This window comes from Sphingopyxis sp. GW247-27LB (assembly GCF_002277025.1).
Taxonomy (GTDB): domain Bacteria; phylum Pseudomonadota; class Alphaproteobacteria; order Sphingomonadales; family Sphingomonadaceae; genus Sphingopyxis.
This window is the reverse complement of sequence record NZ_NIWD01000013.1, coordinates 301,844-325,867: the sequence shown is the minus strand read 5'-3', so window position 1 is coordinate 325,867 and position 24,024 is coordinate 301,844. Positions and strand designations below refer to the sequence as shown.

Below are 24,024 nucleotides of genomic sequence, written 5' to 3'. Positions count from 1 at the left end.
GGACCATGGGCATTTACGTGGGAATCGGGGGCTGGACCTATGAACCCTGGCGCGGCCCCTTCTATCCGCCCGGCCATCCGCAAAAGCGCGAGCTCGAATATGCCGGGCAGCATCTGACGGGCATCGAGATCAACGGCACCTATTACGGCAGCCAGAAGCCCGAAACCTTTGCCAGCTGGGCCGAAGCGGTGCCCGATGGTTTCAGGTTCAGCGTCAAGGCATCGCGCTTCGCGACCAATCGCAAGGTGTTGGCCGAAGGCGCGGGTTCGATCGAGAAATTCCTGACGCAGGGGCTGACGCGGCTCGGCGACCGGCTCGGGCCGATCCTGTGGCAGTTCATGGCGACGAAAAAGTTCGAGCGCGACGATTTCGCGGCTTTTCTCGACCTGCTGCCCGAAACGCAGGACGGCCTGCCGCTCCGCCACGCGCTCGAGGTGCGCCACGAGAGCTTCCGCGATCCGGCCTTCGTCGACCTCGCGCGCGAGCGGAACATGGGAATCGTCTTCGCCGACAGCGACGAATTTCCCTGCATCGACGAGGATACGGCGGATTTCACCTATGCGCGGCTGCAGCGCAGTCAGGAAGACGTCGAAACCGGCTACGACGACAAAGCGCTCGACGCCTGGGCGAAGCGCGCGCGCGATTGGGCGAGGGGCGACCGCGACGTCTATCTCTTCTTCATCGCGGGCGCGAAGGTGCGCAATCCCGCAGCGGCGCAGGCGCTGATCGCGAAATTGGGTGGATGACGGCGGCGGCCGTCAGGCCGCCTTCGCCAGTTCGGGTTGCGCCGCTGCCGCCGCGGCCTCTGCCGCCTTGGTCCCGAGCAGGTCATAGGGATCGATCCCCTCGGCGCGCATCATCGCGTGGACTTGCTTGTAGACGGTCGGCTCGGCGATCCCCAGGCGCGCGCGCGCGGCGTCGAGCGGCTCGGCGAGGAGCGCACGGATGTCCTGGTGCGCGATCTGCTGCGCCGCGCGGCCGATGCGCTGCCCCTCGCGAACCGCGGCGTAGATCGGATAGCGGCGGCCGAAGCCCTTGCGGATCTCGCGCGCGCCGGCCCAGGCGATGAACAGCGTCCCCCAGCTCGGGGTCTGGCTGTAGGAGAAGGCGAGCACGCATTGCTCGCCGAGCGCGTCGCGGCCGTAGCCGGTCAGGATGTGGAACAGGTCGTGCGTGTCGCGCAACCGGTTGCCGTAGAGCTCGAGCATGTCGTCATAGCTCGGCTTGTCGCGGCGGAACTTCAGCGATTCGTCGACCAGCCCCTGTGCGGTCAGCCCCTCGCGCTCCATGAAGTCGACATAGACGCGCCCGACGCTGCCCTCGGGCAGGCGACGCAGCGCGTCGTGATCGTCGAGCATCGCGGGCAGATAGGGCCGTTCCGCAAGGATTTTCTTTCCTTCGGTGGTCGCGAAGAATTTTTCGACCGAGCGGCCGAAGCGCTTGTCGCGCAGCGCGTCGATGATGTGGAACACCTGCTCGGTGTCCTCCTTGTCGGCGATCAGCTTGCGGAAATGGTGCAGCGCCTTGAGCGGACGAAAGCCGGCGTCGGTGCGGTCGGGGTGGGAGAGCGGCAGAGTGGTCATTTCATGTCTCGCGCAGAATCGATGTCGCACGAGAGATAACACTACTGACACGAGTGTCAATACAGAATCGCATCTGGACGGCAACCGCCACGCAGCGTAGTATATTGGCAATACAGCGGGGGGACGATGACCGAAGCGACCGGAACGCGCTATCAAAGCCTCGACGCGATCCGGGGCGTCGCGGTGATGGGCATATTGGCGATGAATATCGTCGCTTTCGCCCTGCCCTTTTCGGCCTATTCGAATCCCGCCGCGGGCGGGCCGCCCGGCACCGCCGACCTCGCGGCCTGGTTCTTCAATTTCCTATTCGTCGATTCGAAGATGCGCGGACTGTTCTCGATGCTGTTCGGCGCGAGCACGCTGCTCGTCATCGAGCGCGCCGAAGCGTCGGGGCGCAGCCCGCTGCGCGCCCATTATGCGCGGATGCTCTGGCTCGCGCTGTTCGGGCTCGCGCATTATTATTTCATCTGGTTCGGCGATATATTGTTCCTCTACGCCGCGTGCGGCCTGCTGCTCTTTCCGTTCCGCCGCCTCTCCGTGAAGGCGCTCGGCTGGTGGGCGGCCGGCTTCTTCCTGATCGGCGCCGCGCTCTTCTTCGCGCTCTGGAGTTCGCTCCTCGCCGCGCAGGCGGGCGCGCTGCCGGGCGACGGCGGCGCCGGGATGCGCACCGCGCTCGACCAGATCGATGCGGCGATGGGCGCGAATTCGCCAGATTATGCGAAAGACGTCGCGCTCTATCTCGGCAGCTATGGCTCGATCGTCGCGCATCGCACCACCGAGACCGCGGGCGAGCCGGTGCAGGGCCTGATCATGATGCTGTGGGAAAGCATGGGGCTGATGCTCGCGGGCATGGCGCTGTTCAAGGCGCGGATGCTGACCGGCGAGTGGCCAGCGGCGCGCTATCTGAAATGGGCGATCATCTGCTTCCTCGTCGCCGCGCCGCCGCTCGCCGCCCTCGCCGTCTATCAGAGGAACTCCGGTTTCGACGGCGTGGCGGTGTTCGGGGGGACGGCGGCGCTGTCGATGCCGTTCGACATCGTCATGACCTTCGGCTGGGCGGCGCTCATCCTGTGGCTGATCCGGGTCGCGGCGAGCGACGCCGTGCGCGCGCGGCTCGCCGCGGCGGGGCGCATGGCCTTCACCAACTATCTGACGACGTCGATCGTGATGACGATGATCTTCTACGGCTATGGGCTCGGCCTGTTCGGCGGCGTCGGCCGCGCCGCGCTCTATCTCTTCTGCTTCGGCATGTGGGCTGCGATGCTGCTCTGGTCGAAACCGTGGCTCGACCGCTTTCACTATGGCCCGTTCGAATGGCTGTGGCGCAGCCTGTCGCGCGCGAAGCTGCAACCGATGCTGCGGCGGGTCCCGGCTCAGTAACCGACGGCGCTGCCGAAGCTCGCGGGGCGGCGCTGGACCAGCGGATTGGCCTCGCGCTCGAGCGCGGCGAGGGTCTTTTCGAACAAGGATCGCAGCTCGACGACGCGCGGCAGATATTCTTCGGGGCTGACCTGTGATTCGACGCAGCGGCGGCCGAACATCTCGATATCCTCGGCCAGTTCGCCCAGCTTTTCGGCGCCGAACTGCCGCGCTTCGCTCTTCAGCGTGTGCGCCGGCATGACGAGACCCCGCGCGTCGCGCGCGCGCATCGCCTCTTCGATCACGGCCACCGACTTGGTGCCGTCCTCGCGAAAATAGCCGAGAATCCGGACGAAAGCGGCGCCCAGTTGGGCGCGCGTCGCGCGGAATTCATCCCAATCGACCAGGATCTCGTCCAATGTTTCGTCCCTTGGTGTTCAATTTGGTCCTTGGTCCCTGCCGTCCTCCATGACGAACTTGGGTAAAAAAGCCGTTACGGCCGGCGGGGGCGGCGCGAAGCGTCCCGGAACGGGTCAGCGGCCGACCCGCCAGCGCCCCTCGCCCTCGGCGTCGACCGTCCAGCCATGACCGGCGGCGAGCGCCGCGACCTCGCGCGCCGCCTGCGGATCGTCGGCGAGCAGGACGACATGATGCTCGCTGCGCATCGCGCGCGCGAGGCGCAGCGCCGGCCACGGACAGCGCATGCCGCGCGCATCGACCACCGCGGCGGCCGGCTCATTCGTCATAGGGATTGCGCGAATTGCGGAAATTGAGGCGAACGGGGACGCCCTGGAAGCCCAGTTCCTTGCGCATGCCGTTGACCAGATAGCGTTCATAGCTTCCCGGCAGCGCGTCGGTGCGGGTGCCGAAGACCACGAAGGTCGGCGGTCGGGTGCGCGCCTGGGTGATATAGCGCAGCTTGATCCGCTTGCCGCCCGGCGCCGGCGGCGGGTTGGCGTCGACCGCTCCCTCGAACCAGCGGTTGAGCTTCGCGGTCGAGACGCGATTGGTCCAGATCGCGCGCTGTTCGAAGGCGACGCGGACCAGCGTGTCGATGCCCTTTCCCGTCGCGCCCGAAATGCTGAGCACGGGCACGCCCTTGACCTGGCTGAGCCCGTCGTCGAGCGCAGCCCGCACGCCGTTGAACAGCGACGAGGGGTCTTCGGCGATGTCCCATTTGTTGAGCGCGACGATCAGCGCGCGCCCTTCCTGCAGCACCCGGTCGGCGATCCGCAGGTCCTGCGCCTCCAGCCCCTTGGTGGCGTCGAGCAGCAGCACGACGACCTCGGCGAAATCGACCGCGTGGAGCGCATCGGCGACCGACAGTTTCTCCAGCTTGTCCTGCACCTTGGCGCGCTTGCGCATCCCCGCGGTGTCGAACAGCTGGATTTCGTGGACTTCACCGTCCTGTTCCCACTGCCAGTCGACGCGGATCGAATCGCGGGTGATCCCCGCCTCGGGCCCGGTGATCAGGCGGTCCTCGCCGATCATGCGATTGATCAGCGTCGACTTGCCCGCATTGGGCCGCCCGACGATCGCAAGCTTCATCGGGCCGAGCGGCGCGTCCTCATCCTCGTCGCCTTCGGGTGCGGGCGGCGCTTCGCCTTCGGCCGCGTCATAAGCCTCGACGATCGGGCGCAGCGCGTCGAACAGGTCGACCACGCCCTCGCCATGCTCGGCGCTGAACGCGATCGGGTTGTCGAAACCGAGCGCATAGGATTCCATCAGGCCGGTTTCGCCCTGCTTGCCCTCGGCCTTGTTGACGATCAGGATGATCGGCGTGTCCTCGCTGCGCAGCCAGCGCGCGATTTCCTCGTCGAGCGGGGTGACCCCGGCGCGACCGTCGATCATGAACAGCGCGGCGTCGGCCTCGCGCACCGCTTTCTCGGTCTGCACCCGCATCCGGCCGGGCAGCGTCGCGGCGTCATGATCCTCGAAACCCGCGGTATCGACGATGCGGAATTCGAGCCCCAACAGCTTGCCGTCGCCCTCGCGCCGGTCGCGCGTCACCCCCGGCTGGTCGTCGACGAGCGCGAGGCGCTTGCCGACCAGCCGGTTGAACAGCGTCGATTTGCCGACATTGGGCCGGCCGACAATGGCGATCGTCGCGGATCGCGCCATGATATTATCCTATCTGCCGGCGAGGCCGCGCGGCCTCGCCCCCTGTTACCGCCAGGCGGTGATGCGTCCGTCGTCCGCGAGAATGTAGAGCGTCTGATTCGCGACCACCGGGGTCTGCGACAGCGGCGTCTTGAAATCGGTCGTCGCGAGCGTCGATCCGTCGGTCGGCGAGAATTCGGCGAGCTCGCCCTCGCTGTTCACCGCGATCAGCCGTCCGCCGGCGAGAATCGGCCCCGTCCAGCGGATCGGATCCTTCTTCTTCTTTTCGGTCTCGACGCGATAGCGGCGCAACTGCTGGATCCAGCGGATCTTGCCCGACCCACGCGCGACGCAGAGCAGCTTCGCATCGTCGGTCATCGCATAGACCCACTCGCCGACCACATAGGGGGTCGAGATGCCCGCGATCGAGATTTCCCAGGTGCGCTGGCCGGTGTTGAGCTCATAGCTCGCCATGCGGCCGCCCTGCCCCAGCGCGAAGACGCGGCCGCGGTCGATGACCGGATCGGCATCGACGTCGGTCAGGGTCGAGACCGACAGCGCCATCGAGGTCCGCGCGAGCGCATCCTCCCAGAGGTCGCGACCATTCTCGTAGCGATAGGCCTGAACCTCGCCCGACGAGAAGCCCGCGACGATCGTCGCTTCGCCCGCGGCGGGCGAGGCCGCGCCGAACACGCTGCCCGCTTCGAGCGAGGCGGTCGCCTGCCACAGCACCGCGCCGTTGGCGGCATTGAGCGCGAGGATCTGATTGTCCTGGGTGATCACATAGACGCCCCCGAACGCGATCGTCGGCGCGCCGCGCAGCGGCCCCGCGGGCTTGACCTTCCAGATCACCGACCCGTCGCTCGCCTTGAGCGCGGCGACGTCACCGACGCCGCTGGTCGCATAGACGATATCGCCATCGACCGCGGCGCCGCCGCCGAACAGCGAATCCTGGAAATCCTTCCCGGTGCTGCCGATCGCGGCGCTCCACAGCTTCGCTCCGGTGTCGGCGGCAAAGGCCGACACGACCGCGTCGGTGTCGACGACGAACAGGCGGTTGTCGGCGACGACCGGCGACGAGGCGAGGCGCTGCTTCTTCGTGCTGCCCGCGATCGTCGCGCTCCACACCTGGCTGCGCGACGCGGCGAGCGCGAGGTGGCCCATCGATTTCGACGCATTGCCGCCCGACTGCGCCCAGGCGGCGTTGACCACCGGTTCGGGCAGCACGACCGCCGCCTCGGCGAGCGCGGGATCGACCTTGATGCTGTTGTCGTTCGACAGGATCGAGATGCGATCGCCGACGGTCGGGGTCTTCGGCCCGCCGTCGCCCTTCAGCACGCCACAACCCGCCAGCGGCAGCGTCAGCAGCGCCGCGTAGAATACATACCGGCTCTTCATCCTATTTGGCTTCCTCGCTCTTCGCGGCCGCTGCCTTGGGCGCGGCATCGCCTTTCGTTTCGGCTGCGGCGCTGTCGGTCGCGCGATCCGCGACCGCATCGACGCCCAGCATCCCCGCCATCTGGACGGCGCGCGACTGCAGCGACTGGGGAATATCGGGTAATTTGGCGATGCGGCCGTACAGATCGCCCGCCTGATCGAACTGGCCGAGCTGGTAATGCGCGATCGCGCTCAGCTCCGCGGCGCTCGCGAACCAACTCGACGCCGGGTCCTTGGCATCGACCATCGGCTTCATGCGCGCGATCACCGTTTGGGGTTTCAGCGTGTCATATTCGAAGGCGGTCTGGCGAATGAGCGCGAGGTCGCGCAGCGACTGGTCGACCTTGGTGTCCCCGGCGACCTTCGCCATCAGCCCGGCCGCCGCCTTGAGATCGCCCGTCTGCGCCTTCAGATTCGCCTGCTGGAGCAGCGCCGCGGCGCGATAGGCGGGGCCGCCGTCGGCGATCAGCTTGTCGAGCTCGGCGGCCGCGGCGCGCGGCTGGCTCGTCTTCGCCTTGTCGAACGCCGCGAGCAGCGCCTCGGCCTGTTCGCCGCGCTTCGCTTCCTGCTGGTGGTTCCAGAACAGATAGCCGCCGAAGGCGAGCACCGCCGCGATCACCGCGGCGACGATCCAGCGCCCGTAATTCTTCCAGATCGAATCGAGCCGGTCCTTGCGGACGGCTTCGTCGACTTCCTGCAACAGCGCGGCATTATTGGTCGGGCTCAGCGCCAATCAAACCTCCATCTCGTCCATCCGGCTTTCGGGCACGCGTCCCGCCGGTCGCCTCCTTAGCGGGGGCGCCGGAAAAGGCCAAGCGATTCACTTGGCCCCGGCAGGTGCGGCGCGGCCGCCGTCAACCGGCGTAGATCTGATCCTCGGTCGGGAATGAACGGGACCTGACTTGGTCCGCATATTCCTGCACGGCGCCGCTGACGACGCCCGCCATATCCCCGAACCGCTTCACGAATTTGGGGACGCGTTCGAACATGCCGAGCATGTCGTCGGTCACCAGCACCTGCCCGTCGCACTGCGCCGAGGCGCCGATGCCGATCGTCGGGCAGGCGACCTTGTCGGTGATCTCGACCGCGATCGATTCGAGCACGCCCTCGATGACGATCGAAAAGGCGCCGGCCTGCGCGACGGCGATTGCATCCTCGACGATCGAACGCGCTTCCTCGTCGCTCTTGCCGCGCACGCCATAGCCGCCGAGGATGTTGACCGCCTGCGGCGTCAGCCCGACATGGCCCATCACCGGAATGCCGCGCTGGGTCAGGAATTCGATCGTCGGTGCGAGCACCTTGCCGCCCTCGACCTTGACCGCGGCGGCGCCGGTTTCCTTGAGCAGCCGCGCGGCATTGTCGAACGCCTGCTCGGGGCTGCCCTCATAGCTGCCGAAGGGCATGTCGACGATGACCGCGGCGTGATAGCTGCCGCGCACGACCGCCGCGCCGTGCAGCGACATCATCTCCATCGTCACCCCGACCGTGTGCGGCAGGCCATAAATCACCTGCGCGAGCGAATCGCCGACGAGCAGCATGTCGCAATGCGGGTCGAGAAGCTGCGCCATGCGGACGGTATAGGCGGTCAGCATGACCAGCGGCTCGCCGCCCTTGCGCTGGCGAATCCGCGGCACCGTCAGTCGCTTCATCGGCTGCGGCGTCGGATTGGCGCGGCTGGTGGAGGTGGGAAGGGTGAGCGTTTTGGGGAGCGTGGACATGGCGCGCGGCTTAGACCCGAATGTTGCAGTGCAAAAGCGGTTCCGCTGTTTGTGTCATTATTTCTTTACTCTAAGTTAAATATAACAGACATGGAGCGCCGCAACGGCCGGAAGGAAACATCGACGTGGCGAGGCCGCCCTTCACCAACCACATCCGCACGCTGCGCTTCGTGGCGGGCGAGATGACGCAGGGCGAACTCGGCGAGCGGGTGGGCGTGACGCGCCAGACGATCGCGGCGATCGAACAGGGCAAATATTCGCCGTCGCTCGAGGCCGCCTTCCGCATCGCGCGCGTCTTCGGCAGGCCGCTCGAGGCGGTGTTCCAGTGGGACGAGGGCTGAGGCCGCGGCTTGGCCGGTAGAACGAACAAGCGTAAAAGCGGCGGCCGGAAAGGACTCGGCCATGCGCCCGCTATCGCTGCTCTGCCTCCCTCTCCTCCTCGCCGTGGCGCCTGCCGGGGCGCAGGACGCGCTGCCCGCCGACCTGCATCTGATCCCCGCTGCCGCCGATGCGAAACCGCGTCCGTGGGCGATCTTCTTCCCCCGCGCCGAGGGAGTCGGAAAACTCGCGCCCGGCAACCAATATGCCGACCTCGCGGCCTTTCTCAACCAGCGCGGGATCGACGTGCTGGTCGTCGACGACGATGCGGCGCTCAAGCGGCTGAAGCCGCCGGGATCGGCGGGCGAGAAGCGGGCGGCGATCGCCATCGACGCGCTCGCCAGGCTGCGGGCCGCGGGCCGCTTCGACATGCGCTGCCCCGGCATCGCCATCGGCTGGTCGCGCGGCGGCGAGGGCGCGCTGACGCTCGCCTCGACGCCGGGCGGCCCCGACAGCGGCTTTCGCGCCGCGATCGTCTATTACCCCTCGGTGCGCGGCCAGCCCTCGCCCTGGCCGCAGCGGCTGCCGGTGCTGGCGCTGCAAGGCACGGACGACGGCACCGCACCCGCGAAACGGCTCGAAGCGCTCGCCGCGAACCGCGTCCGCAATCCCGAATATCCGTTCGTCCTCAACCTCTATCCCGGCGCCGGGCACCGCTTCGACGTCGCGCACCCGGTCGACGATCCCGGCAGCACCAGGACGCCCGGCGATTTCAACGCCGCCGCGCATAAGGCGGCGCTGGAGGCGATCGACGCCTTCCTGACCGAGCGCGCGCTCGGCGGCGCAAGCTGCGCGCTCGACTAGGCGACTAGGCCTAGCCGGCCCGGGTCAGCGCCGCGAGTTGCTCCGGCGACAGGCGCAGGGCCTCGCTCCCCATGATCTCATCGAGCTGTTCGACGCTCGTGGCGCTCGCGATCGGCGCGGTGACGCCGGGCTGCGCCGCGACCCAGGCAAGCGCGATCTGGGGCAGCGACGCGCCGGTCTCGCCCGCGATCCGTTCCATCGCCGCAAGCACCGCCGGCCCGCGCCCCTCCATATAGGGCTGGACGCGCGCGCCGCGGGGGCTCTTCGACAGATCGCCCGCATCGCGATACTTGCCCGAGAGATAGCCCGAGGCGAGGCTGAAATAGGTGACGACGCCCAGCCCCTCGGCGATGCACAGTTCCTGCAGCGCGCCCTCATATTGATCGCGGTCGAGCAGGTTGAGCTCGGGCTGCATCACCGTGAAGCGCGGCAACCCCGTCTCCGCCGACACGCGCAGCGCCTCGGCAAGCCGCTCGGCCGAATAGTTGGACGCGCCGATCGCGCGCACGGTGCCCGCATCGACCAGCTCGCCGAACGCGCCGAGCATTTCATCGAGCGGCACGTCGGGATCGTCCTTGTGCGCGAAATAGAGGTCGATGACATCGACGCCGAGCCGGTCGAGCGAACCCTGCACCGCCGCGCGGACGCGGTCGGGTTTCAGCCCGCCCTCCATCATCCCGACCTTGGTCGCGATGAGGATCCGGTCGCGCGCGCCGCTCGCCTTCAGCCATTCGCCCATCATGGTTTCCGATTCGCCGCCCTTGTGCCCCGGCACCCACGCCGAATAGACGTCGGCGGTGTCGATCATCCCGCCACCATGCTCGACGAAGCGGTCGAGCACCGCGAAGCTCGCGGCGCGGTCGGCGGTCATGCCGAAGACATTGCCGCCGAGCACGAAGGGCCGGATCGAAAGGCCGCTCTGGCCCAAAGCGCGTTCGGTCATCGCGTTTCTCCTTGTTTCACCGCGGGAACGGCCTCGCGCGGGTTGTCGCTGAACAGGCCGTCGATGCCGGTCTTCAGATAGGCGTGGATCTCGGCCGCCAGATCACCGTGACCAGCGGGGTTGATGCCGCCCTTGTCGGCGAGCGGCAGGAAGTAATTTTCGCGGCGAAAGGTCCACGGATGCACCTTGAGCCCCGCCGCATGGGCATCGCGCACGAGGGTCGTCGGCTCGCCGAGCGTCCCCAGCGTGCCGCGCGGGATGATCATGTCCTTGTTCGGCCCGATGCCGTCGGCATAGGCAGCGACGGCCTTCAGCCCCGCGGGCGTCGCCATCGCGGCATAGCTCGATTTCGGATCGTCGGCCGGCCCGCCCTCGCCGTCCATCAGCTGGATCAGCGGCAGGTCGCTCTTCGCCCGGATCGCCTTCAGATTGCCCACCTCGAAGCTCTGGATGAACATCGGCGCGGCGCGCCCGCGATAGCCATATTTGGCCAGCAGCGCGAGCAAGGGCGCCTCGTGCGGCAGGCCGATCGCGGCGAAATAGCTCGGGTGCTTGGTCTCGGGATAGACGCCGACCGGATGTGCGCGCGCCTTGTTGACGCGGGCGAGAAGGTCGAGAATCTCCTCGAAGGTCGGAATCTCGAACTTGCCGTCGTTGGCGGTCCCGCGCAGCTTCGGGATACGCTCCTTCGCGCGCAGCGTCTTCAATTCGGCAAGGGTGAAATCCTCGGTGAACCAGCCCGTGACCTCCTTGCCGTCGATCCGCTTGGTCGCCCTTCGATCCGCAAACTCGGGATGGCCGGCGACGTCGGTGGTTTCCGAAATCTCATTCTCGTGCCGCGCGACGAGCACCCCGTCCTTCGTCAGCACCAGATCGGGCTCGATGAAGTCGGCGCCCTGCTCGATCGCCAGCTCATAGCTCGCGAGCGTATGCTCGGGACGCTCGCCCGACGCGCCGCGATGCGCGATGACGATCGGCGGCTTGCCGCCCAAAGTAGGCGCCGCCGCCATCGGCTCAGCCCCGCAGCCCGCGAGCGCCAGCAGCGCGAGCGACGCGGCGCGCCAGCGCCTCATGCCGCAAAGCGGGCCTGCCAGTCGCTCTCGGAAAATCCGACGCTAACGCCGTCCGCCGCCTCCACCACCGGGCGGCGGATCATCGCCGGCTGGTCCAGCATCAGTGCCTTGGCTTTCGCCGCGTCGAGCCCCGCCTTGTCGGCGTCGGGCAGCTTGCGAAAGGTCGTTCCGCCCTTGTTGAGCAGCTTTTCCCAGCCGACCGCGTCGATCCAGCCCTGCAGCTTCGCGGGATCGAGCCCGTCCTTGCGGAAATCATGGAAGCGATGGGAAACGCCCGCGCCGTCCAGCCAGCGCCGCGCCTTCTTCACCGTGTCGCAGTTCGGAATGCCATAGAGAGTCAGTGCCATCCGGCGACTCTAGGATAGCGGCGGCATGTCGGCAATGCGCGTGTTGGCGCTCGCCAATTTGCCGCGCAGCGCGCGCGCGAAGCCCTGGTGCAGCGCCGCGGCGATGTCGGGATTGGCGGCGAGATAGGCGCGCAGCGCCGCCGCGGGCACGAACCACAGCCGCGCGTTGGTGGTCAGCGTGACCGTGCCCGTCGCGTGGGCGCCGTCGAGCACCGTCGCCTCGCCGATCAGCGCGCCGTCGGTCAGCGTCCCGACCTCCGCGCCGTCGCGCTGGATCAGCGCGCGGCCTTCGGCGAGGTAGAAGAGGCTGGGCGCCGCCTGATTCTCGCGGATCAGCACCTCGCCGCGCTTGGCCGAAATCCAGTGCCCCTGGTCGATCAGGCGCCGGACGCCGGCGGGGCCGAGATCGGCGAAGTGCAGCGCGCGCAGCGCCTGCTCCTCGGGCGAGAAGCGGATGCCGGCGTCGCGCAGCCAGCCGCGCGCCGCGAGCGCGCCGTTCACCGCCAGGATCGCCAGCAGCAGCAGCGCGTAGCCGACGCCATGCCAGGTGAAGACCGCGATCGGCAGCGCGAGCAGCGCCGCCGCGGCGACGCCCAGGCGCACCTGCTCGATACGCGCGGCGAAACAGGTCGCCAGCAGCAACAGCAGCGCCCCATAGCCGAACCACGCGGGGTTGAAATTCGCCATAGCCTGTATCGTTTCGCGTCGCTGCCTGGTGGTTAGAACCCTTAGATATATAAGGTTACCGATTACCGAACGCTGGACGCGACCCCAGCCCGGCATTCCCTGCCATCCGCTATCCCTTCGGGAGCGGCAGCAAATTAGCAGTTTCCGCGCCTCAAGAAAAGCATAGGTGCGCAAAAGCGCGGACAATGCTAATTTCCTTGCCCTTGCTTCCCCGGTGCGTTCGCGCCAAGGCAGCGCGCGATTCGGGTTTTGATGCAGAAGACGATAGAGATGACGAAAACATGGCAACCGCATAGCTGGCGTTCGCACGAGGCGCGCCAGCTTCCGACCTACGCCGACGGCGCCGCGCTCGAAGCGGCCGAACGCGAGCTCGCGAGCTATCCGCCGCTCGTCTTCGCCGGCGAAGCGCGCGAACTGACGAGCGAGCTCGCGCGCGTCGCGGAGGGCAAGGCCTTCCTGCTCCAGGGCGGCGACTGCGCCGAGAGCTTCGCGGAATTCCACCCGAACAACATACGCGACACTTTCCGCGTCCTCCTGCAGATGGCGGTCGTGCTGACCTTCGCGTCCAAGATGCCGGTGGTGAAGCTCGGCCGCATGGCCGGCCAGTTCGCCAAGCCGCGCTCGGCCGACATGGAAGATATCGAGGGCGTCTCGCTGCCGAGCTATCGCGGCGACATCATCAACGACATCGGCTTCGAGGCGAAGGGCCGCGAACCCGACCCCGCGCGCATGGTCAAGGCGTATAACCAGTCGGCGGCGACGCTCAACCTGCTGCGCGCCTTCGCGAATGGCGGTTACGCCAATCTGCACCAGGTCAACGCCTGGACGCACGACTTCATGGACCGCAGCCCGTGGGCGAAGAAATATCAGGAAACCGCCGCGCGCATTTCCGAAGCGCTCGCCTTCATGGAAGCCTGCGGCGTGACCCCCGAAACCGTCCCGCAGATCAAGGGCACCAGCTTCTACACCAGCCACGAGGCGCTGCTGCTTCCTTATGAGCAGGCGCTCACCCGGCAGGACAGCCTGACCGGCGGCTGGTACGACACGTCGGGCCACTTCCTGTGGGTCGGCGACCGCACCCGCTTCGAAGGCTCGGCGCATATCGAGTACCTCCGCGGCATCGGCAATCCGGTCGGCATGAAATGCGGGCCGAGCCTCGAGCCCGACGCGCTGCTGCGCCTGCTCGACACGCTCAACCCGAACCATGTCGCCGGCCGCATGACGCTGATCACCCGCTACGGCCACGACAAGATCGAGGCGCATCTGCCGAAGCTGGTGCGCGCGGTGAAGGAATCGGGCCACCCCGTCGTCTGGTCGTGCGACCCGATGCACGGCAACGTCATCAAGACGCCCAACGGCTACAAGACGCGGCCCTTCGAGCGCATCCTCGCCGAAGTGCGCGGCTTCTTCGCCGTGCACCGCGCCGAGGGCACCCACGGCGGCGGCATCCATATCGAGATGACCGGCCAGAACGTCACCGAATGCACGGGCGGCGCGATGGACGTGACCCAGATGGACCTCGCCGACCGCTACCACACCCACTGCGACCCGCGCCTCAACGCGGGGCAGAGCCTGGAGTTGGCCTTCCTGCTGGCCGAGATGCTCAACCAGGAAATGAGCGAGCGGGCGAAGCAGGCGGCTTAAGCGCGCGCCAATAGATAGCCGTCGCCTTCGCGGGGGCGACGGCTATTCCCTTACTTCTCGGCCGTCCCCGCCCATCGCTTCGTATCGGCGAACGCCCGCCCGAGCGCGACGTGCAGGTCGGCATCCTCCGCCGCGCCGCCGAGCGGCACCTTCTCGGTGAAATTGTCGCCCGGGCCGTGATAGTCGCTGCCGAGGAACGCCTCGAGCAGCCCCATGTCGGAAAAGCTGCCGCCGACCATCAGCGCGGGGACGTCCTTCGCGCCGAGCGCCCAGCCGTCCTGCCGCTGGACGAAGGCGTCGGCCTCGCCGTCGGTGTCGATCCGGCGCCCGAGCTTGGTCGCGACATCGCGCACCATCGCGTCATAGGCGGGGCGGCCGCGGCCGATCGTCGCGACCGGCGTGCCGCGCGGCGAGATGGCGATGGTGTCGATGTTGAGCGCGACGGTGATGTCGCCCAAGGGGACCACCGGATGGTCGGCGAAATAGGCGGCGCCGAGCAGCCCCTTCTCCTCGGCGGTGGTCGCGAGGAAATAGATGTCGCGGTCGGGGCGCGGCCCGCTCGCGAGCCGCTTCGCGACCTCGATCAGCACCGCGATCCCGCTCGCATTGTCGACCGCGCCGTTGCAGATGCGGTCGGCCGCTCCTTCGGGGCGGCAGATGCCGAGATGGTCCCAGTGGCCGAGGAACAGCACCGCCTTGCCGTCGGGCTTCGCGCCGGGCAGCTTCGCGATCACATTGTTGCTGGCGAAGGGCCGCACGGTCGAGGTCGCCGCGAAATCGGCGGTCACCGGCAGCGCGACGCCGCGATAGTCGGGCGCCTTCGCCGCCTCGCGCAGCGCGCCGCCGTCCTGCCCCGCGCGCGCGAACAGCGCATCGGACGCCTCGAGCGACAGGAAGCCGCTGATCGCCGGTCCCTGGCTCGCCTCCTCGGCGGGCCGCACCGTCTTGCCGGCGAGCGCGCCGCGAAGCTGCGCCCAGGGCACGGCGTCGGTCGCGACCACCAGCACCGCCGCGGCGCCCGCCTCTGCCAGCATCCGCCGCCGCTCGCGGTAGCGCGGCGGCTTGTCGCCATAGGGCGGATTGTCGAACAGCATGATCGCGAGCTTGCCCTTGACGTCGGTCGCGACCTTGCCCGCGCCGTCGATGCCATAGCCGACGAACACCGCGGGCACGTCCTTCAGCGTCACCGCGGGGTCGCGGCCGGTCAGGATGATGCCGTCATCCTCCAGCGCGAAGTCGCGGCCGTGGACGCGCAGCCTGGCGCTGCCGGAGACCGCCTCACTCTCGACCAGCGGCACCGGCTGCAGCCACGGCGTGGCGCTGCCCGGCACGGCTTCGAGCCCGGCCTTCGCCCATTCGCCGACGATATAGGCGATGGTACGGTCCTCGCCCTCGGTGCCCGGCGCCCGCCCCTCGAAGGCGTCGCCCGCCAGGATGCGGATATGCTCGGCCAGCTGCGCTTCGGTGACGGGAGCGTCGACGCCCTTGGCGAAGGCGGCGGGGGCCGCGAAAGCGGTGAAGGCGATGGCCGCGACGGCGGCGCGAAAGGCTGTCTTCTGCATGGACCGGCCGCATGACATGGACCGCCGGGGGAGGCAAGGCGCGTTTGTCGAACGACAGGCGGCGGCGTCCGGCCGGCATGCCCCCCCAAATCCGTTCGTGCTGAGCCTGTCGAAGCACCGTTCTTTTCTTACCGTCGAAAGAAAGGACGGCCCTTCGACAAGCTCAGGGCGAACGGGCTTGATTTTCGGCCGGTCCCATTCGAACCCATCGATTATCCTATCGCCCCGCCCGCTCCAGCAGCGCCCGTGCGGCGGCGACGTGCATGTCCTCGATCATCCGTCCTTCGTGCCGCTGCGCGCCGCCGGTCGCCGCCGCGACCAGCGCCTCGGCGGCGGCGATCTCGCGCTCCGATGGCGCGAAGGCGCTGTTGCACGGATCGACCTGCGACGGGTGGATCAGCGTCTTGCCGTCGAAGCCCAGCCGCCGCCCTTCGTCTGCCTCGGCAGCGAAGCCCGGCGCGTCGTCGATCGCGTTGTAGACGCCGTCGAAGCACCAGACGCCGCCCGCGCGCGCGGCGAGGACGATCGCCTGGATCGCATGGCCCATCGCGCTGCGGTCCGTGCCGTCCGGAAGCCGCAATTCGTGCGCGAGGTCGTTAAGCCCGGCGATCAGCCCGCGGGTCGCGGGGTCGGCGGCGACGGCGTGCGCGGCATAGATGGCGGCGGGGCTCTCGATCATCGCGAACAGCGGCAGCCCGAGCCCGCGCGCCGGGTCGAGATCGGCGGGCGCGTCGACCTTGGGTAGCACGACCGCGTCGAGCGCCAGCCCCGCGACCGCGCCGAGGTCGGCCGCCTGATGCGCGCTGCCGCTGCCGTTGATCCGCACCGCGACCCGCTTTCCGGCAAAGCCCGCCGTCACCGCCGCGCGCATCGCCTCGCGCGCCTCGGCCTTGCGATCCCCCGGCACCGCATCCTCGAGGTCGATGATCAGCATGTCGGCGGCGAGCGCGTGCGCCTTTTCGAGCGCGCGGGCGTTGGATGCGGGAACGTAGAGGAGCGAGCGCGGAGCGAAATCGGCCTGTGTCATGCGCTTTTCTGTGGCGCAGCCGCGCCATAGCCGCAATAAGGAAGGCGGTTTGCACGGACGATTTTGCGGGAGGGATGGTCAATGTATTTCGCGATCGCGCTGGTGGTGCTGGCGCTCGTCTTCCTGATCTGGGCGCTAACGCCGGTGCGGCAGGGCTATGCCTATACGATCGAGCGCTTCGGCCGCTACACGCACACGGCGCAGCCGGGTCTCAACTTCATCATGCCGATCTTCGACCGCGTCGGGCGCAAGGTGAACATGATGGAGCAGGTGCTCGACATTCCGGGGCAGGAGATCATCACCAAGGACAACGCGATGGTCGCGGTCGACGGCGTCGTCTTCTTCCAGGTGCTCGACGCCGCGAAGGCCGCCTATGAGGTCAGCGACCTCTATCTCGCGATCATGAACCTGACGACGACGAACCTGCGCACCGTCATGGGCTCGATGGACCTCGACGCGACGCTGTCGAAGCGCGACGAGATCAACGTCCGGCTGCTGCACGTCGTCGACGATGCGACGACGCCGTGGGGGGTGAAGATCACCCGCGTCGAGATCAAGGACATCCGCCCGCCCGCCGACATCTCGAACGCGATGGCGCGCCAGATGAAGGCCGAGCGCGAAAAGCGCGCGGTGATCCTCGAGGCCGAAGGGTCGCGTGCCTCCGAAATCCTGCGCGCCGAGGGCGAGAAGCAAGGCCAGATCCTGCAAGCCGAGGGGCGCCGCGAGGCCGCGTTCCGCGACGCCGAGGCGCGCGAGCGGCAAGCCGAAGCCGAGGCCAAGGCGACGCAGATGGTCTCCGATGCGATCGCGAGCGGCAATACGCAGGCGATCAACTATTTCGTCGCGCAGAAATATGTCGACGCGGTGAGCCAGTTCGCGACCAGCCCGAACAGCAAGACGATCCTGTTCCCGGTCGAGGCGACGCAGCTGATCGGCACGCTGGGCGGCATCGGCGAACTCGCGCGCGATGCGCTCGACCGCAAGGCGGGGGGCTGACATGCCCGACTGGCTGACGAACATGGAGCCGCACTGGGCGTGGCTGTCGCTCGGCGTGCTGCTCGCCGCCGCGGAGATCGTCGCGCCGGGCTTTTTCCTGATCTGGATCGGCGCCGCGGCGATCGTCACCGGCGTCGTCGCCTGGGTCGTTCCGCTCAGCATCCCGCTCCAGCTCGGCATCTTCGCGATCCTGTCCTTCGTCGCCCTCTACGGCGGGCGGCGCTGGCTGAAGGCGAACCCGATCACTTCGGCGGACCCGCACCTCAACCAACGCGCCGGGCGGCTGGTCGGCGAGGTGCTGACGGTGACCCGGGCGATCGAGGACGGCCGCGGCCGCGCCAAGGTCGGCGACGGCGAATGGCCGGTGCGCGGCCCCGACGCCGCGGAAGGCGCCAAGGTCCGCGTCGTCAGCGCCGACGGCGGAGTGCTGGTGGTGGAGGCGGCCTGACGGAAACACGTCGCCTTCGCGGGGGCGACGATGATTGTCTTAACCCCCCTTGGGCCGCGAATAGATCGCCACCACCTCGCCCAGCGCGCCGCTCTCGCCGATGTGCTTGAACCCGAGCTTCGCCGCCACCCGCTCCGATGCCTTGTTGCCAGGGTCGATGATGCAGCGCACGTCGGCGGCCTCCAGATGCGCGTCGGCCCAGCCGAGCGCGGCGGTCATCGCCTCGGTCGCATAGCCCGCGCCCCAATGATCGGCGTCGAAGGCCCAGCCCGCCTCGGGCACGCCTTCGAGTTCGGGGATGCCGCGGCCAAAATAGCTGAGCCCGCCCATGCCCACCAGCCGGTCGGCCGCGCGGTCGGCGAACACCCAATAGCCAAAGCCCATCACCGGCCACAGCCCGGCAGCCGCCAGAAACTTACTCCAGCTGACATCGGGCGCGCGCGGCTCGCCGCCGATGAAGCGCGTCACGCGCGCGTCGGCCCACATCGCGATATGGTCGTCCTTGTCGGCAAAGCGCGGTTCGCGCAGGCGCAGGCGCGGCGTGTCGATGACGGGAGGCGATGCAGACATCGCGCAGCGCTATCAGCGCGCCCCGCCGGCGGCAAGTGAGCCGAAATGTGGCGTTACTTTAGTTTCGCGCAAAGGCGCAAAGAGCGCAAAGAGGTTGCGCGATCCCGCGAAGCGGGTTTGTCAATCGACGGTGCGAATGACGCGACAAGGCTGGAAAATGGGGCCGGTCGGCCCGAACCAGCCTCTTCGCGCTCTTTGCGCCTTTGCGCGAAACCCCTTGGGGCCTCCCTCGCGCGCCCACCCCGCCGATGCAGGAACAAGCCGTCAGGCGGCCGCCGCGACCTCGCCGGCGGGCAGCACCGCATCGGCATAATCGCTCTCATATTTGCCGATCAGCGCGCGGTCGTCGTGGTTCCACGGGTGGAAGCCGGGCATGAAATAGGCGAGCCAGGGCAGGAAGCTCTTGCGCAGGATGCCGGGCCGCCCCAGCAGATACCACCAGATGCGCGCCGTCACGCGCCAGCCGGTCAGGCCGTCCTGCGCAAGCAGCGCCTTCATGCCGCGCACCCGCTTCGGCCAGAAGCGCGTCGTGATCACCAGCATCATCAGCGACTTCGCCTTCCAGCGCCGCCAGCGGCTCCAGTCCTTCGTCGCGTGGAGCCAGGTGTCGTAGGCGACGCCCTTGTGCTCGATCTCCTCGATCGCGTGCCATTTCCACAACGCGCCCCATTCGGGCTCGGCGCCCTCGTACATCCGCGCATCGCTCAGCATGATCGCCGCCATCATCGCGGTATAATGCTCGAGCGCGATCGTCGCCATCAGGTTGACGATCGGCGGGCGCGTCCTGATCTGCTCCATGATGTGATCGACGTCGGCCTCGAGCGCCGACAGGTCGTAGCCCGCCTCGGCCGCCTTGCGGTTGAAGACGACATGCTCGCGGCTGTGGATCACCTCCTGCTGCGTGAAGGCGCGGATTTCGCGGGCGAGCTTGTCGGGCACCCCGTCGCGGTGCGCCTTCACCGCCTCGATGAACATCGCCTCGCCCTTCGGAAAGGTCACCGACAGCGCGGTGTGAAAGGCCGAGGCGATCGGATCGCCGTTCAGCCACCAGCGGCCCTGCTGGTCGTCGCGGCCGAAGCGCCGGTCGCGCGGGGTGATCGAAAGGTCGGTGGGGGTCGGGGAGAGCGAAAGGCTGGACATATCTTCCTCACCGGCGAATAGGGGTGATGGCGCGGCGGCGCCGTAGGGGCATGTATCTAGGAATTACTTACAGTGGTGTCAATAGCAAAGAAGCGGCTCAGCCCGGAGGAAAGCCGTTCGGTCGCGCTCGAAGCGGCGCGGCAGATTCTGATCGAGATGGGGCCGCAGGCGGTGACCCTGAAAGCGGTGGCGTCGCGGATCGATCGCACCCACGCCAATCTGCTCCACCATTTCGGCAGCGCCGCGGGTCTGCAAAAGGCGCTCGCCGCCTATCTCGCCGAAACGGTGTGCGACACGATCGCCGCCAAGATGACCGCCTCGCCGCCGGGTGAGCGCAACGTGCGCGAGATCGTCGACCTCGCCTTCGACGCCTTCGATAGCGGCGGCGCGGGCGCGCTCGCGACCTGGATGGCGGCCACGGGCAACGACGATGCGCTCGACCCGATCGTCGCCGCGATCCACCGGCTGATCGACGGCATGGCGCCCGACGCGCACGAAAAGCGGCTGATGCACGAGGATACGCTCGCGCTCGTCCTGATGGCGATGGGCGACGCGCAGCTCGGCGGCGCGATGGCCGAAGCGCTCGGCCTGCCCCGCGACACCGCGCGCGCGCTCGCGACCGAGCTGATCACGGGCCGCATCGCGGCCTTCTGGGCCGAGCAGGGCGGGAACGCGGGCTAAAGACTCGCAATTCCGCGCCGCACACGCTACTGGCGCCGCGATCCCCTCATTCCGTTCGCATCGAGCGAAGTCGAGATGCCCCTCGGTCGTGCAATCCGATGGGTGTCTCGACTTCGCTCGACACGAACGGGAATTGATGTGTAGCTTTCCCATTCTGCCTCAAGGGCCCCACCATGCACTTCCTCGACCAAGCCAAGATCTTCATCAAATCCGGCGACGGCGGCCCCGGCGCGGTGTCGTTCCGGCGCGAAAAGTACATCGAATATGGCGGCCCCGACGGCGGCAACGGCGGCAAGGGCGGCGACGTGGTCTTCGAGGCGGTCGCCGGGCTCAACACGCTGATCGACTTTCGCTACACCCAGCATTTCAAGGCGAAGCGCGGCACCCCCGGCGCGGGGCGCGACCGCACCGGCGCGGGCGGCCCCGACCTCGTCATCCAGGTCCCGATCGGCACCCAGATCCTCGACGATGATGAGGATCGCAGCCTGCTCGCCGACCTGACGAAAGAGGGTGAACGGCTCGTCTTCCTCCGCGGCGGCGATGGCGGGCGCGGCAATGCGAGCTACAAGACCAGCACCAACCGCGCGCCGCGCCAGCACGGACCCGGCTGGCCGGGCGAGGAAATGTGGGTGTGGCTGCGGCTGAAGCTGCTCGCCGACGCGGGCCTCGTCGGGCTGCCCAACGCGGGCAAGTCGACCTTCATCAACGCGGTCACGAACGCGCAGGCCAAGGTCGGCGCCTATGCCTTCACCACGCTCCGCCCGCAGCTCGGCGTCGTCAGTCACAAGGGGCACGAGTTCGTCATCGCAGACATCCCCGGCCTGATCGAGGGCGCGGCCGAGGGCGCCGGGGTCGGCGACCGCTTCCTCGGCCATATCGAGCGCTGCCGCGTGCTGCTCCATCTGGTCGACGCGAACGACGCCGATGTCGCGACCAGCTATCGCATCGTCCGCGACGAACTCGAAGCCTATGGCGCCGATCTGGTCGACAAGCCGGTGATCGTTGCCCTCAACAAGATCGACACGCTCGACGACGAGCTGATCGCCGCGCTCTCGGCCGAGCTCGCCGCCGAAAGCGGCCACAAGGTGATGGCGCTCTCGGGCGCGAGCGGCGCGGGGGTCGACGCGGTGCTCGACAAGCTGCTCGAAGCGATCGGCCATCCCGAGCCGGGCGAGGACGAAAGCGAAGACGCTGGCGGCGACTGGTCGCCGATCTGATCACTGCACTTCGAGCACCATGTTGAACGGGCCTTCGGTCGCCCGCCGCACCGTTCCAAAGCCGCCCTCGCGGATGATTTCCGACAGCCGCGCCTCGCCCGCCTGTGCGCCGAGCGCCTCGCCGACCTCCTGATCGAGCGAGGTCGGCACGCAGATCATGGTCGAGGCGTTGTAATAGAGGCGCCCGACCGGATTCATATTCTCGGCGGGCGCGTCCCCCGCGATCGGCTCGACGATCATCCAGTGGCCGCCCGGCGTCAATATGCGCCGCATATGCGCAGCGCAGCCGCGGGGATCGCCCATATCGTGCAGGCAATCATACATGGTGATCAGGTCGAAGCCGTCCTCGGCGATTTCCTTCGCCGCGGCGACCTCGAACCGCACGCGGTCGCCATAGCCATGCGCGGCCGCATGCCGCCGCGCTTCGTCGATCGACGGCGCGTGGAAGTCGAAGCCGACGAACGCGCTCTCGGGATAGGCATCGGCCATCAGCAACGTCGAGAAGCCGACTCCGCATCCGACATCGGCGACCTTCGCGCCGCGGCGCAGCTTCGCCTCGACCCCATCCAGCGCCGGAATCCAGTTCTGGACGATATTGTTGACATAGCCCGGCCGGAAGAAGGCCCCGGTCGCGCAGAACAGGCAGCCCGCATGATCGCCCCAGCGCACGCCGGTGCCGTGGCGGAAACATTGTTCGACCTTGGGTTCGGCTTCGATCATCGCCGCGATCAGCTCGAAAGCGCCGGCCAGATAGACGGGGCTGTCGGGTTCGGCGAATATCATCGCCTGTTCGGGTGAAAGGCTGAACCGATCCGACGCCGGATCATGGTCGATATAGCCGTTCGCGGCCTGGGCGAGCGCCCATTCGCGGACGTAGCGCTCGTGCAGCCCGCCGGCGCGCGACGCCAGTTCGGCCGCCGTTGCCGGTGCCTCCGCGAGCGCATCGAACAGGCCGAGCCGAAATCCCAGCCGCACCGTCGGCACGCTCATTCCGCCGCCGAGATCGCCCAGCATCTTGCCGACGAACGCGTGCAGCCTGTCTTCATCGATTGCCGTCGCCATCTATCCTCTCCTGCAAAGGGGGTGTGCGACTCTCCAGAAGGGCTCGATGAGAAGACCAGCATAGCATATCGCGAGGGAAACGGCACCACGGCACGGATATTCGCATTGGCACCCCTGCGCGCGCGCGCTATCGGCGCAGGAATGACCCTGTTCCCCCCCGCCTCCTGCTCCCGGCTGATCGTCAAGATCGGATCGGCGCTGCTCGTCGACGAAGGCGGCGCGGTGCGGCGCGACTGGCTCGCGGGGATCGCCGCCGATATCGCGGAACGGACGCGCGAGGGGCAGCAGGTCGCGGTCGTCTCGTCGGGCGCGATCGCGCTCGGCGCGCGGCGGCTGGGGCTCGCCAAGGGCGGCCGCGCGAGCCTCGAGGATGCGCAGGCCGCCGCGGCGACCGGACAGATCGCGCTATCGCAGGTCTGGGCCGAGGTGCTCGGCGCCGAGGGGCTGACCGCGGCGCAGATGCTCGTCACCCTCGACGATCTCGAACATCGCCGCCGCTATCTCAACGCCGCGGCGACGCTCGACCGGCTGCTGTCCTTGCGCGTCGTGCCGGTCATCAACGAGAATGACAGCGTCGCGACCGCCGAAATCCGTTTCGGCGACAACGACCGGCTCGCCGCGCGCGTCGCGCAGGCGGCGGGCGCGGGCGGCGTCATCCTGCTCTCCGACATCGACGGGCTCTACGACCGCAACCCGGCGCTGGAAGGCGCCCGGCATATCGCGCGCGTCGACCGCATCGACACCGCCATCGAGGCGATGGCCGACACCGGCTCGGCGTCGGGCATGGGGTCGGGGGGCATGGTGTCGAAGATCGCGGCGGCACGGATCGCCGGCGCCGCGGGCGCACATCTCGCCATCGCCTCGGGGCGGATCGACCGGCCGCTGTCGGCCGAGGCGCGCCACACGCTGTTCGCCGCAGAGAAAGGCGCGAGCGCGCGCAAGGCGTGGCTCGCCGGCGGACTGACCGCCAAGGGCCGCCTGTCCATCGACGCGGGGGCGGTGAAGGCGCTCGGCGGCGGCGCCAGCCTGCTCGCGGCGGGCGTGACCGGCGCGAGCGGCGGCTTCAAGCGCGGCGACATCCTCGACATCGCGGGGCCCGACGGCCGCGTCGTCGCGCGCGGCCTGTCCGAATATCCCGCCGCCGACATCGCGGCGATCCTCGGCCTCGGCCGCGACGCGCAGGAAGCCACGCTCGGCTATGCGCCGCGCAGCGCCGTCGTCCACCGCGACCATCTGGTGCTGCTGTGA

General features: G+C 68.3%; 26 protein-coding genes. 10 read left to right on the top strand and 16 right to left on the bottom strand.

Features of this window, described 5'->3' with window-relative positions:
* Nucleotides 1-5 precede the first annotated feature (5 nt).
* Nucleotides 6-746, top strand: coding sequence for a DUF72 domain-containing protein (locus tag CD928_RS18705; RefSeq protein WP_095388591.1), 741 nt, complete (start codon nt 6-8; stop codon nt 744-746).
* A gap of 12 nt (nt 747-758) precedes the next feature.
* Here the strand turns inward: CD928_RS18705 and CD928_RS18700 are convergent, their stop codons facing one another.
* Complete coding sequence (locus CD928_RS18700; protein ID WP_095388590.1) at nt 759-1,583, bottom strand: Coq4 family protein; 825 nt, start codon at nt 1,581-1,583, stop codon at nt 759-761.
* A gap of 126 nt (nt 1,584-1,709) precedes the next feature.
* Between CD928_RS18700 and CD928_RS18695 the strand changes: the two genes are divergently transcribed.
* Entirely contained in the window at nt 1,710-2,963 is a 1,254-nt protein-coding gene (locus CD928_RS18695; protein ID WP_095388589.1) for a DUF418 domain-containing protein, read from the top strand.
* Here the strand turns inward: CD928_RS18695 and CD928_RS18690 are convergent.
* The 6 genes from CD928_RS18690 to panB form a co-directional block, all read right to left on the bottom strand.
* On the bottom strand, nt 2,957-3,361 hold the full coding sequence (locus CD928_RS18690; protein ID WP_176473632.1) for an Hpt domain-containing protein: 405 nt from the start codon (nt 3,359-3,361) through the stop codon (nt 2,957-2,959). The genes CD928_RS18695 and CD928_RS18690 overlap by 7 nt on opposite strands.
* Nucleotides 3,362-3,475: 114 nt before the next feature.
* The gene (locus CD928_RS18685; RefSeq protein ID WP_095388588.1) at nt 3,476-3,688 is read right to left on the bottom strand and encodes a sulfurtransferase TusA family protein; all 213 of its coding nucleotides are present in this window, start codon (nt 3,686-3,688) and stop codon (nt 3,476-3,478) included.
* Nucleotides 3,678-5,063 (bottom strand): ribosome biogenesis GTPase Der, encoded by a 1,386-nt coding sequence (gene der / locus CD928_RS18680; RefSeq protein ID WP_095388587.1) that lies wholly within the window; start codon nt 5,061-5,063, stop codon nt 3,678-3,680. Before der ends, CD928_RS18685 begins: the two co-directional genes overlap by 11 nt.
* A 45-nt stretch (nt 5,064-5,108) precedes the next feature.
* Complete coding sequence (locus tag CD928_RS18675) at nt 5,109-6,440, bottom strand: PQQ-binding-like beta-propeller repeat protein (RefSeq protein WP_095388586.1); 1,332 nt, start codon at nt 6,438-6,440, stop codon at nt 5,109-5,111.
* A 1-nt stretch (nt 6,441) separates the two neighbouring features.
* The gene (locus CD928_RS18670; protein WP_095388585.1) at nt 6,442-7,212 is read right to left on the bottom strand and encodes a tetratricopeptide repeat protein; all 771 of its coding nucleotides are present in this window, start codon (nt 7,210-7,212) and stop codon (nt 6,442-6,444) included.
* A gap of 121 nt (nt 7,213-7,333) precedes the next feature.
* Entirely contained in the window at nt 7,334-8,197 is an 864-nt protein-coding gene (gene panB / locus CD928_RS18665; RefSeq protein WP_095388584.1) for a 3-methyl-2-oxobutanoate hydroxymethyltransferase, read from the bottom strand.
* Between the two features lie 125 nt (nt 8,198-8,322).
* On the opposite strand from panB, the gene CD928_RS18660 reads away from it, so the two are divergent.
* Nucleotides 8,323-8,538 (top strand): helix-turn-helix transcriptional regulator, encoded by a 216-nt coding sequence (locus tag CD928_RS18660; RefSeq protein WP_255247244.1) that lies wholly within the window; start codon nt 8,323-8,325, stop codon nt 8,536-8,538.
* Between the two features lie 61 nt (nt 8,539-8,599).
* Nucleotides 8,600-9,379 (top strand): dienelactone hydrolase family protein, encoded by a 780-nt coding sequence (locus CD928_RS18655; RefSeq protein WP_095388583.1) that lies wholly within the window; start codon nt 8,600-8,602, stop codon nt 9,377-9,379.
* 10 nt (nt 9,380-9,389) lie between these two features.
* Here the strand turns inward: CD928_RS18655 and CD928_RS18650 are convergent, their stop codons facing one another.
* The 4 genes from CD928_RS18650 to CD928_RS18635 are packed head-to-tail and all read right to left on the bottom strand — an operon-like array spanning nt 9,390 to nt 12,429.
* Entirely contained in the window at nt 9,390-10,322 is a 933-nt protein-coding gene (locus tag CD928_RS18650; RefSeq protein ID WP_095388582.1) for an aldo/keto reductase, read from the bottom strand.
* A complete protein-coding gene (locus CD928_RS18645; RefSeq protein ID WP_095388581.1) occupies nt 10,319-11,395 on the bottom strand; it encodes a glycerophosphodiester phosphodiesterase in 1,077 nt (358 codons plus the stop codon). The genes CD928_RS18650 and CD928_RS18645 overlap by 4 nt, the downstream gene beginning before the upstream one ends.
* On the bottom strand, nt 11,392-11,742 hold the full coding sequence (locus CD928_RS18640; RefSeq protein ID WP_095388580.1) for an ArsC family reductase: 351 nt from the start codon (nt 11,740-11,742) through the stop codon (nt 11,392-11,394). The genes CD928_RS18645 and CD928_RS18640 overlap by 4 nt, the downstream gene beginning before the upstream one ends.
* A gap of 9 nt (nt 11,743-11,751) precedes the next feature.
* Nucleotides 11,752-12,429 carry a Crp/Fnr family transcriptional regulator gene (locus CD928_RS18635; protein WP_095388579.1) on the bottom strand — a complete coding sequence of 226 codons (678 nt, stop codon included), beginning with the start codon at nt 12,427-12,429 and terminating at the stop codon, nt 11,752-11,754.
* 270 nt (nt 12,430-12,699) lie between these two features.
* Here CD928_RS18635 and CD928_RS18630 point away from each other — a divergent pair, with 270 nt between their 5' ends.
* On the top strand, nt 12,700-14,073 hold the full coding sequence (locus CD928_RS18630) for a class II 3-deoxy-7-phosphoheptulonate synthase (protein WP_095388691.1): 1,374 nt from the start codon (nt 12,700-12,702) through the stop codon (nt 14,071-14,073).
* A 50-nt stretch (nt 14,074-14,123) separates the two neighbouring features.
* Here CD928_RS18630 and CD928_RS18625 read toward each other — a convergent pair whose 3' ends face one another.
* Together CD928_RS18625 and CD928_RS18620 are read right to left on the bottom strand one after the other, a co-directional pair.
* Nucleotides 14,124-15,635, bottom strand: coding sequence for a M28 family peptidase (locus CD928_RS18625; protein WP_255247243.1), 1,512 nt, complete (start codon nt 15,633-15,635; stop codon nt 14,124-14,126).
* A 217-nt stretch (nt 15,636-15,852) separates the two neighbouring features.
* The gene (locus CD928_RS18620) at nt 15,853-16,662 is read right to left on the bottom strand and encodes a CoA ester lyase (protein ID WP_095388577.1); all 810 of its coding nucleotides are present in this window, start codon (nt 16,660-16,662) and stop codon (nt 15,853-15,855) included.
* An 81-nt stretch (nt 16,663-16,743) separates the two neighbouring features.
* Here CD928_RS18620 and CD928_RS18615 point away from each other — a divergent pair, with 81 nt between their 5' ends.
* A complete protein-coding gene (locus CD928_RS18615) occupies nt 16,744-17,658 on the top strand; it encodes an SPFH domain-containing protein (protein ID WP_095388576.1) in 915 nt (304 codons plus the stop codon).
* Between the two features lies 1 nt (nt 17,659).
* On the top strand, nt 17,660-18,106 hold the full coding sequence (locus CD928_RS18610; protein WP_095388575.1) for an NfeD family protein: 447 nt from the start codon (nt 17,660-17,662) through the stop codon (nt 18,104-18,106).
* A 39-nt stretch (nt 18,107-18,145) separates the two neighbouring features.
* Here the strand turns inward: CD928_RS18610 and CD928_RS18605 are convergent, their stop codons facing one another.
* Both CD928_RS18605 and CD928_RS18600 read right to left on the bottom strand, forming a co-directional pair.
* The gene (locus CD928_RS18605) at nt 18,146-18,676 is read right to left on the bottom strand and encodes a GNAT family N-acetyltransferase (RefSeq protein WP_095388574.1); all 531 of its coding nucleotides are present in this window, start codon (nt 18,674-18,676) and stop codon (nt 18,146-18,148) included.
* 264 nt (nt 18,677-18,940) lie between these two features.
* Entirely contained in the window at nt 18,941-19,816 is an 876-nt protein-coding gene (locus CD928_RS18600; protein ID WP_095388573.1) for a metal-dependent hydrolase, read from the bottom strand.
* 75 nt (nt 19,817-19,891) lie between these two features.
* Here CD928_RS18600 and CD928_RS18595 point away from each other — a divergent pair, with 75 nt between their 5' ends.
* Both CD928_RS18595 and obgE read left to right on the top strand, forming a co-directional pair.
* Nucleotides 19,892-20,497 (top strand): TetR/AcrR family transcriptional regulator, encoded by a 606-nt coding sequence (locus CD928_RS18595; protein WP_095388690.1) that lies wholly within the window; start codon nt 19,892-19,894, stop codon nt 20,495-20,497.
* A gap of 173 nt (nt 20,498-20,670) precedes the next feature.
* Nucleotides 20,671-21,714 (top strand): GTPase ObgE, encoded by a 1,044-nt coding sequence (gene obgE / locus CD928_RS18590; protein WP_095388572.1) that lies wholly within the window; start codon nt 20,671-20,673, stop codon nt 21,712-21,714.
* Here the strand turns inward: obgE and CD928_RS18585 are convergent, their stop codons facing one another.
* Entirely contained in the window at nt 21,715-22,776 is a 1,062-nt protein-coding gene (locus tag CD928_RS18585) for a class I SAM-dependent methyltransferase (protein WP_095388571.1), read from the bottom strand.
* 141 nt (nt 22,777-22,917) lie between these two features.
* Here CD928_RS18585 and proB point away from each other — a divergent pair, with 141 nt between their 5' ends.
* Nucleotides 22,918-24,024, top strand: a complete 1,107-nt coding sequence (gene proB / locus CD928_RS18580; protein ID WP_095388570.1) for a glutamate 5-kinase — start codon at nt 22,918-22,920, stop codon at nt 24,022-24,024.

What these genes read in the sequence shown, in the direction of transcription:
- CD928_RS18705 (WP_095388591.1), top strand. Translation starts at nt 6, where the DNA reads ATGGGCATTTACGTGGGAATCGGGGGCTGGACCTATGAACCCTGGCGC.
- CD928_RS18700 (WP_095388590.1), bottom strand. Translation starts at nt 1,583, where the DNA reads ATGACCACTCTGCCGCTCTCCCACCCCGACCGCACCGACGCCGGCTTT.
- CD928_RS18695 (WP_095388589.1), top strand. Translation starts at nt 1,710, where the DNA reads ATGACCGAAGCGACCGGAACGCGCTATCAAAGCCTCGACGCGATCCGG.
- CD928_RS18685 (WP_095388588.1), bottom strand. Translation starts at nt 3,688, where the DNA reads ATGACGAATGAGCCGGCCGCCGCGGTGGTCGATGCGCGCGGCATGCGC.
- der (WP_095388587.1), bottom strand. Translation starts at nt 5,063, where the DNA reads ATGGCGCGATCCGCGACGATCGCCATTGTCGGCCGGCCCAATGTCGGC.
- CD928_RS18675 (WP_095388586.1), bottom strand. Translation starts at nt 6,440, where the DNA reads ATGAAGAGCCGGTATGTATTCTACGCGGCGCTGCTGACGCTGCCGCTG.
- panB (WP_095388584.1), bottom strand. Translation starts at nt 8,197, where the DNA reads ATGTCCACGCTCCCCAAAACGCTCACCCTTCCCACCTCCACCAGCCGC.
- CD928_RS18655 (WP_095388583.1), top strand. Translation starts at nt 8,600, where the DNA reads ATGCGCCCGCTATCGCTGCTCTGCCTCCCTCTCCTCCTCGCCGTGGCG.
- CD928_RS18650 (WP_095388582.1), bottom strand. Translation starts at nt 10,322, where the DNA reads ATGACCGAACGCGCTTTGGGCCAGAGCGGCCTTTCGATCCGGCCCTTC.
- CD928_RS18645 (WP_095388581.1), bottom strand. Translation starts at nt 11,395, where the DNA reads ATGAGGCGCTGGCGCGCCGCGTCGCTCGCGCTGCTGGCGCTCGCGGGC.
- CD928_RS18640 (WP_095388580.1), bottom strand. Translation starts at nt 11,742, where the DNA reads ATGGCACTGACTCTCTATGGCATTCCGAACTGCGACACGGTGAAGAAG.
- CD928_RS18635 (WP_095388579.1), bottom strand. Translation starts at nt 12,429, where the DNA reads ATGGCGAATTTCAACCCCGCGTGGTTCGGCTATGGGGCGCTGCTGTTG.
- CD928_RS18630 (WP_095388691.1), top strand. Translation starts at nt 12,700, where the DNA reads ATGACGAAAACATGGCAACCGCATAGCTGGCGTTCGCACGAGGCGCGC.
- CD928_RS18625 (WP_255247243.1), bottom strand. Translation starts at nt 15,635, where the DNA reads ATGCAGAAGACAGCCTTTCGCGCCGCCGTCGCGGCCATCGCCTTCACC.
- CD928_RS18620 (WP_095388577.1), bottom strand. Translation starts at nt 16,662, where the DNA reads ATGACACAGGCCGATTTCGCTCCGCGCTCGCTCCTCTACGTTCCCGCA.
- CD928_RS18615 (WP_095388576.1), top strand. Translation starts at nt 16,744, where the DNA reads ATGTATTTCGCGATCGCGCTGGTGGTGCTGGCGCTCGTCTTCCTGATC.
- CD928_RS18610 (WP_095388575.1), top strand. Translation starts at nt 17,660, where the DNA reads ATGCCCGACTGGCTGACGAACATGGAGCCGCACTGGGCGTGGCTGTCG.
- CD928_RS18605 (WP_095388574.1), bottom strand. Translation starts at nt 18,676, where the DNA reads ATGTCTGCATCGCCTCCCGTCATCGACACGCCGCGCCTGCGCCTGCGC.
- CD928_RS18600 (WP_095388573.1), bottom strand. Translation starts at nt 19,816, where the DNA reads ATGTCCAGCCTTTCGCTCTCCCCGACCCCCACCGACCTTTCGATCACC.
- obgE (WP_095388572.1), top strand. Translation starts at nt 20,671, where the DNA reads ATGCACTTCCTCGACCAAGCCAAGATCTTCATCAAATCCGGCGACGGC.
- CD928_RS18585 (WP_095388571.1), bottom strand. Translation starts at nt 22,776, where the DNA reads ATGGCGACGGCAATCGATGAAGACAGGCTGCACGCGTTCGTCGGCAAG.
- proB (WP_095388570.1), top strand. Translation starts at nt 22,918, where the DNA reads ATGACCCTGTTCCCCCCCGCCTCCTGCTCCCGGCTGATCGTCAAGATC.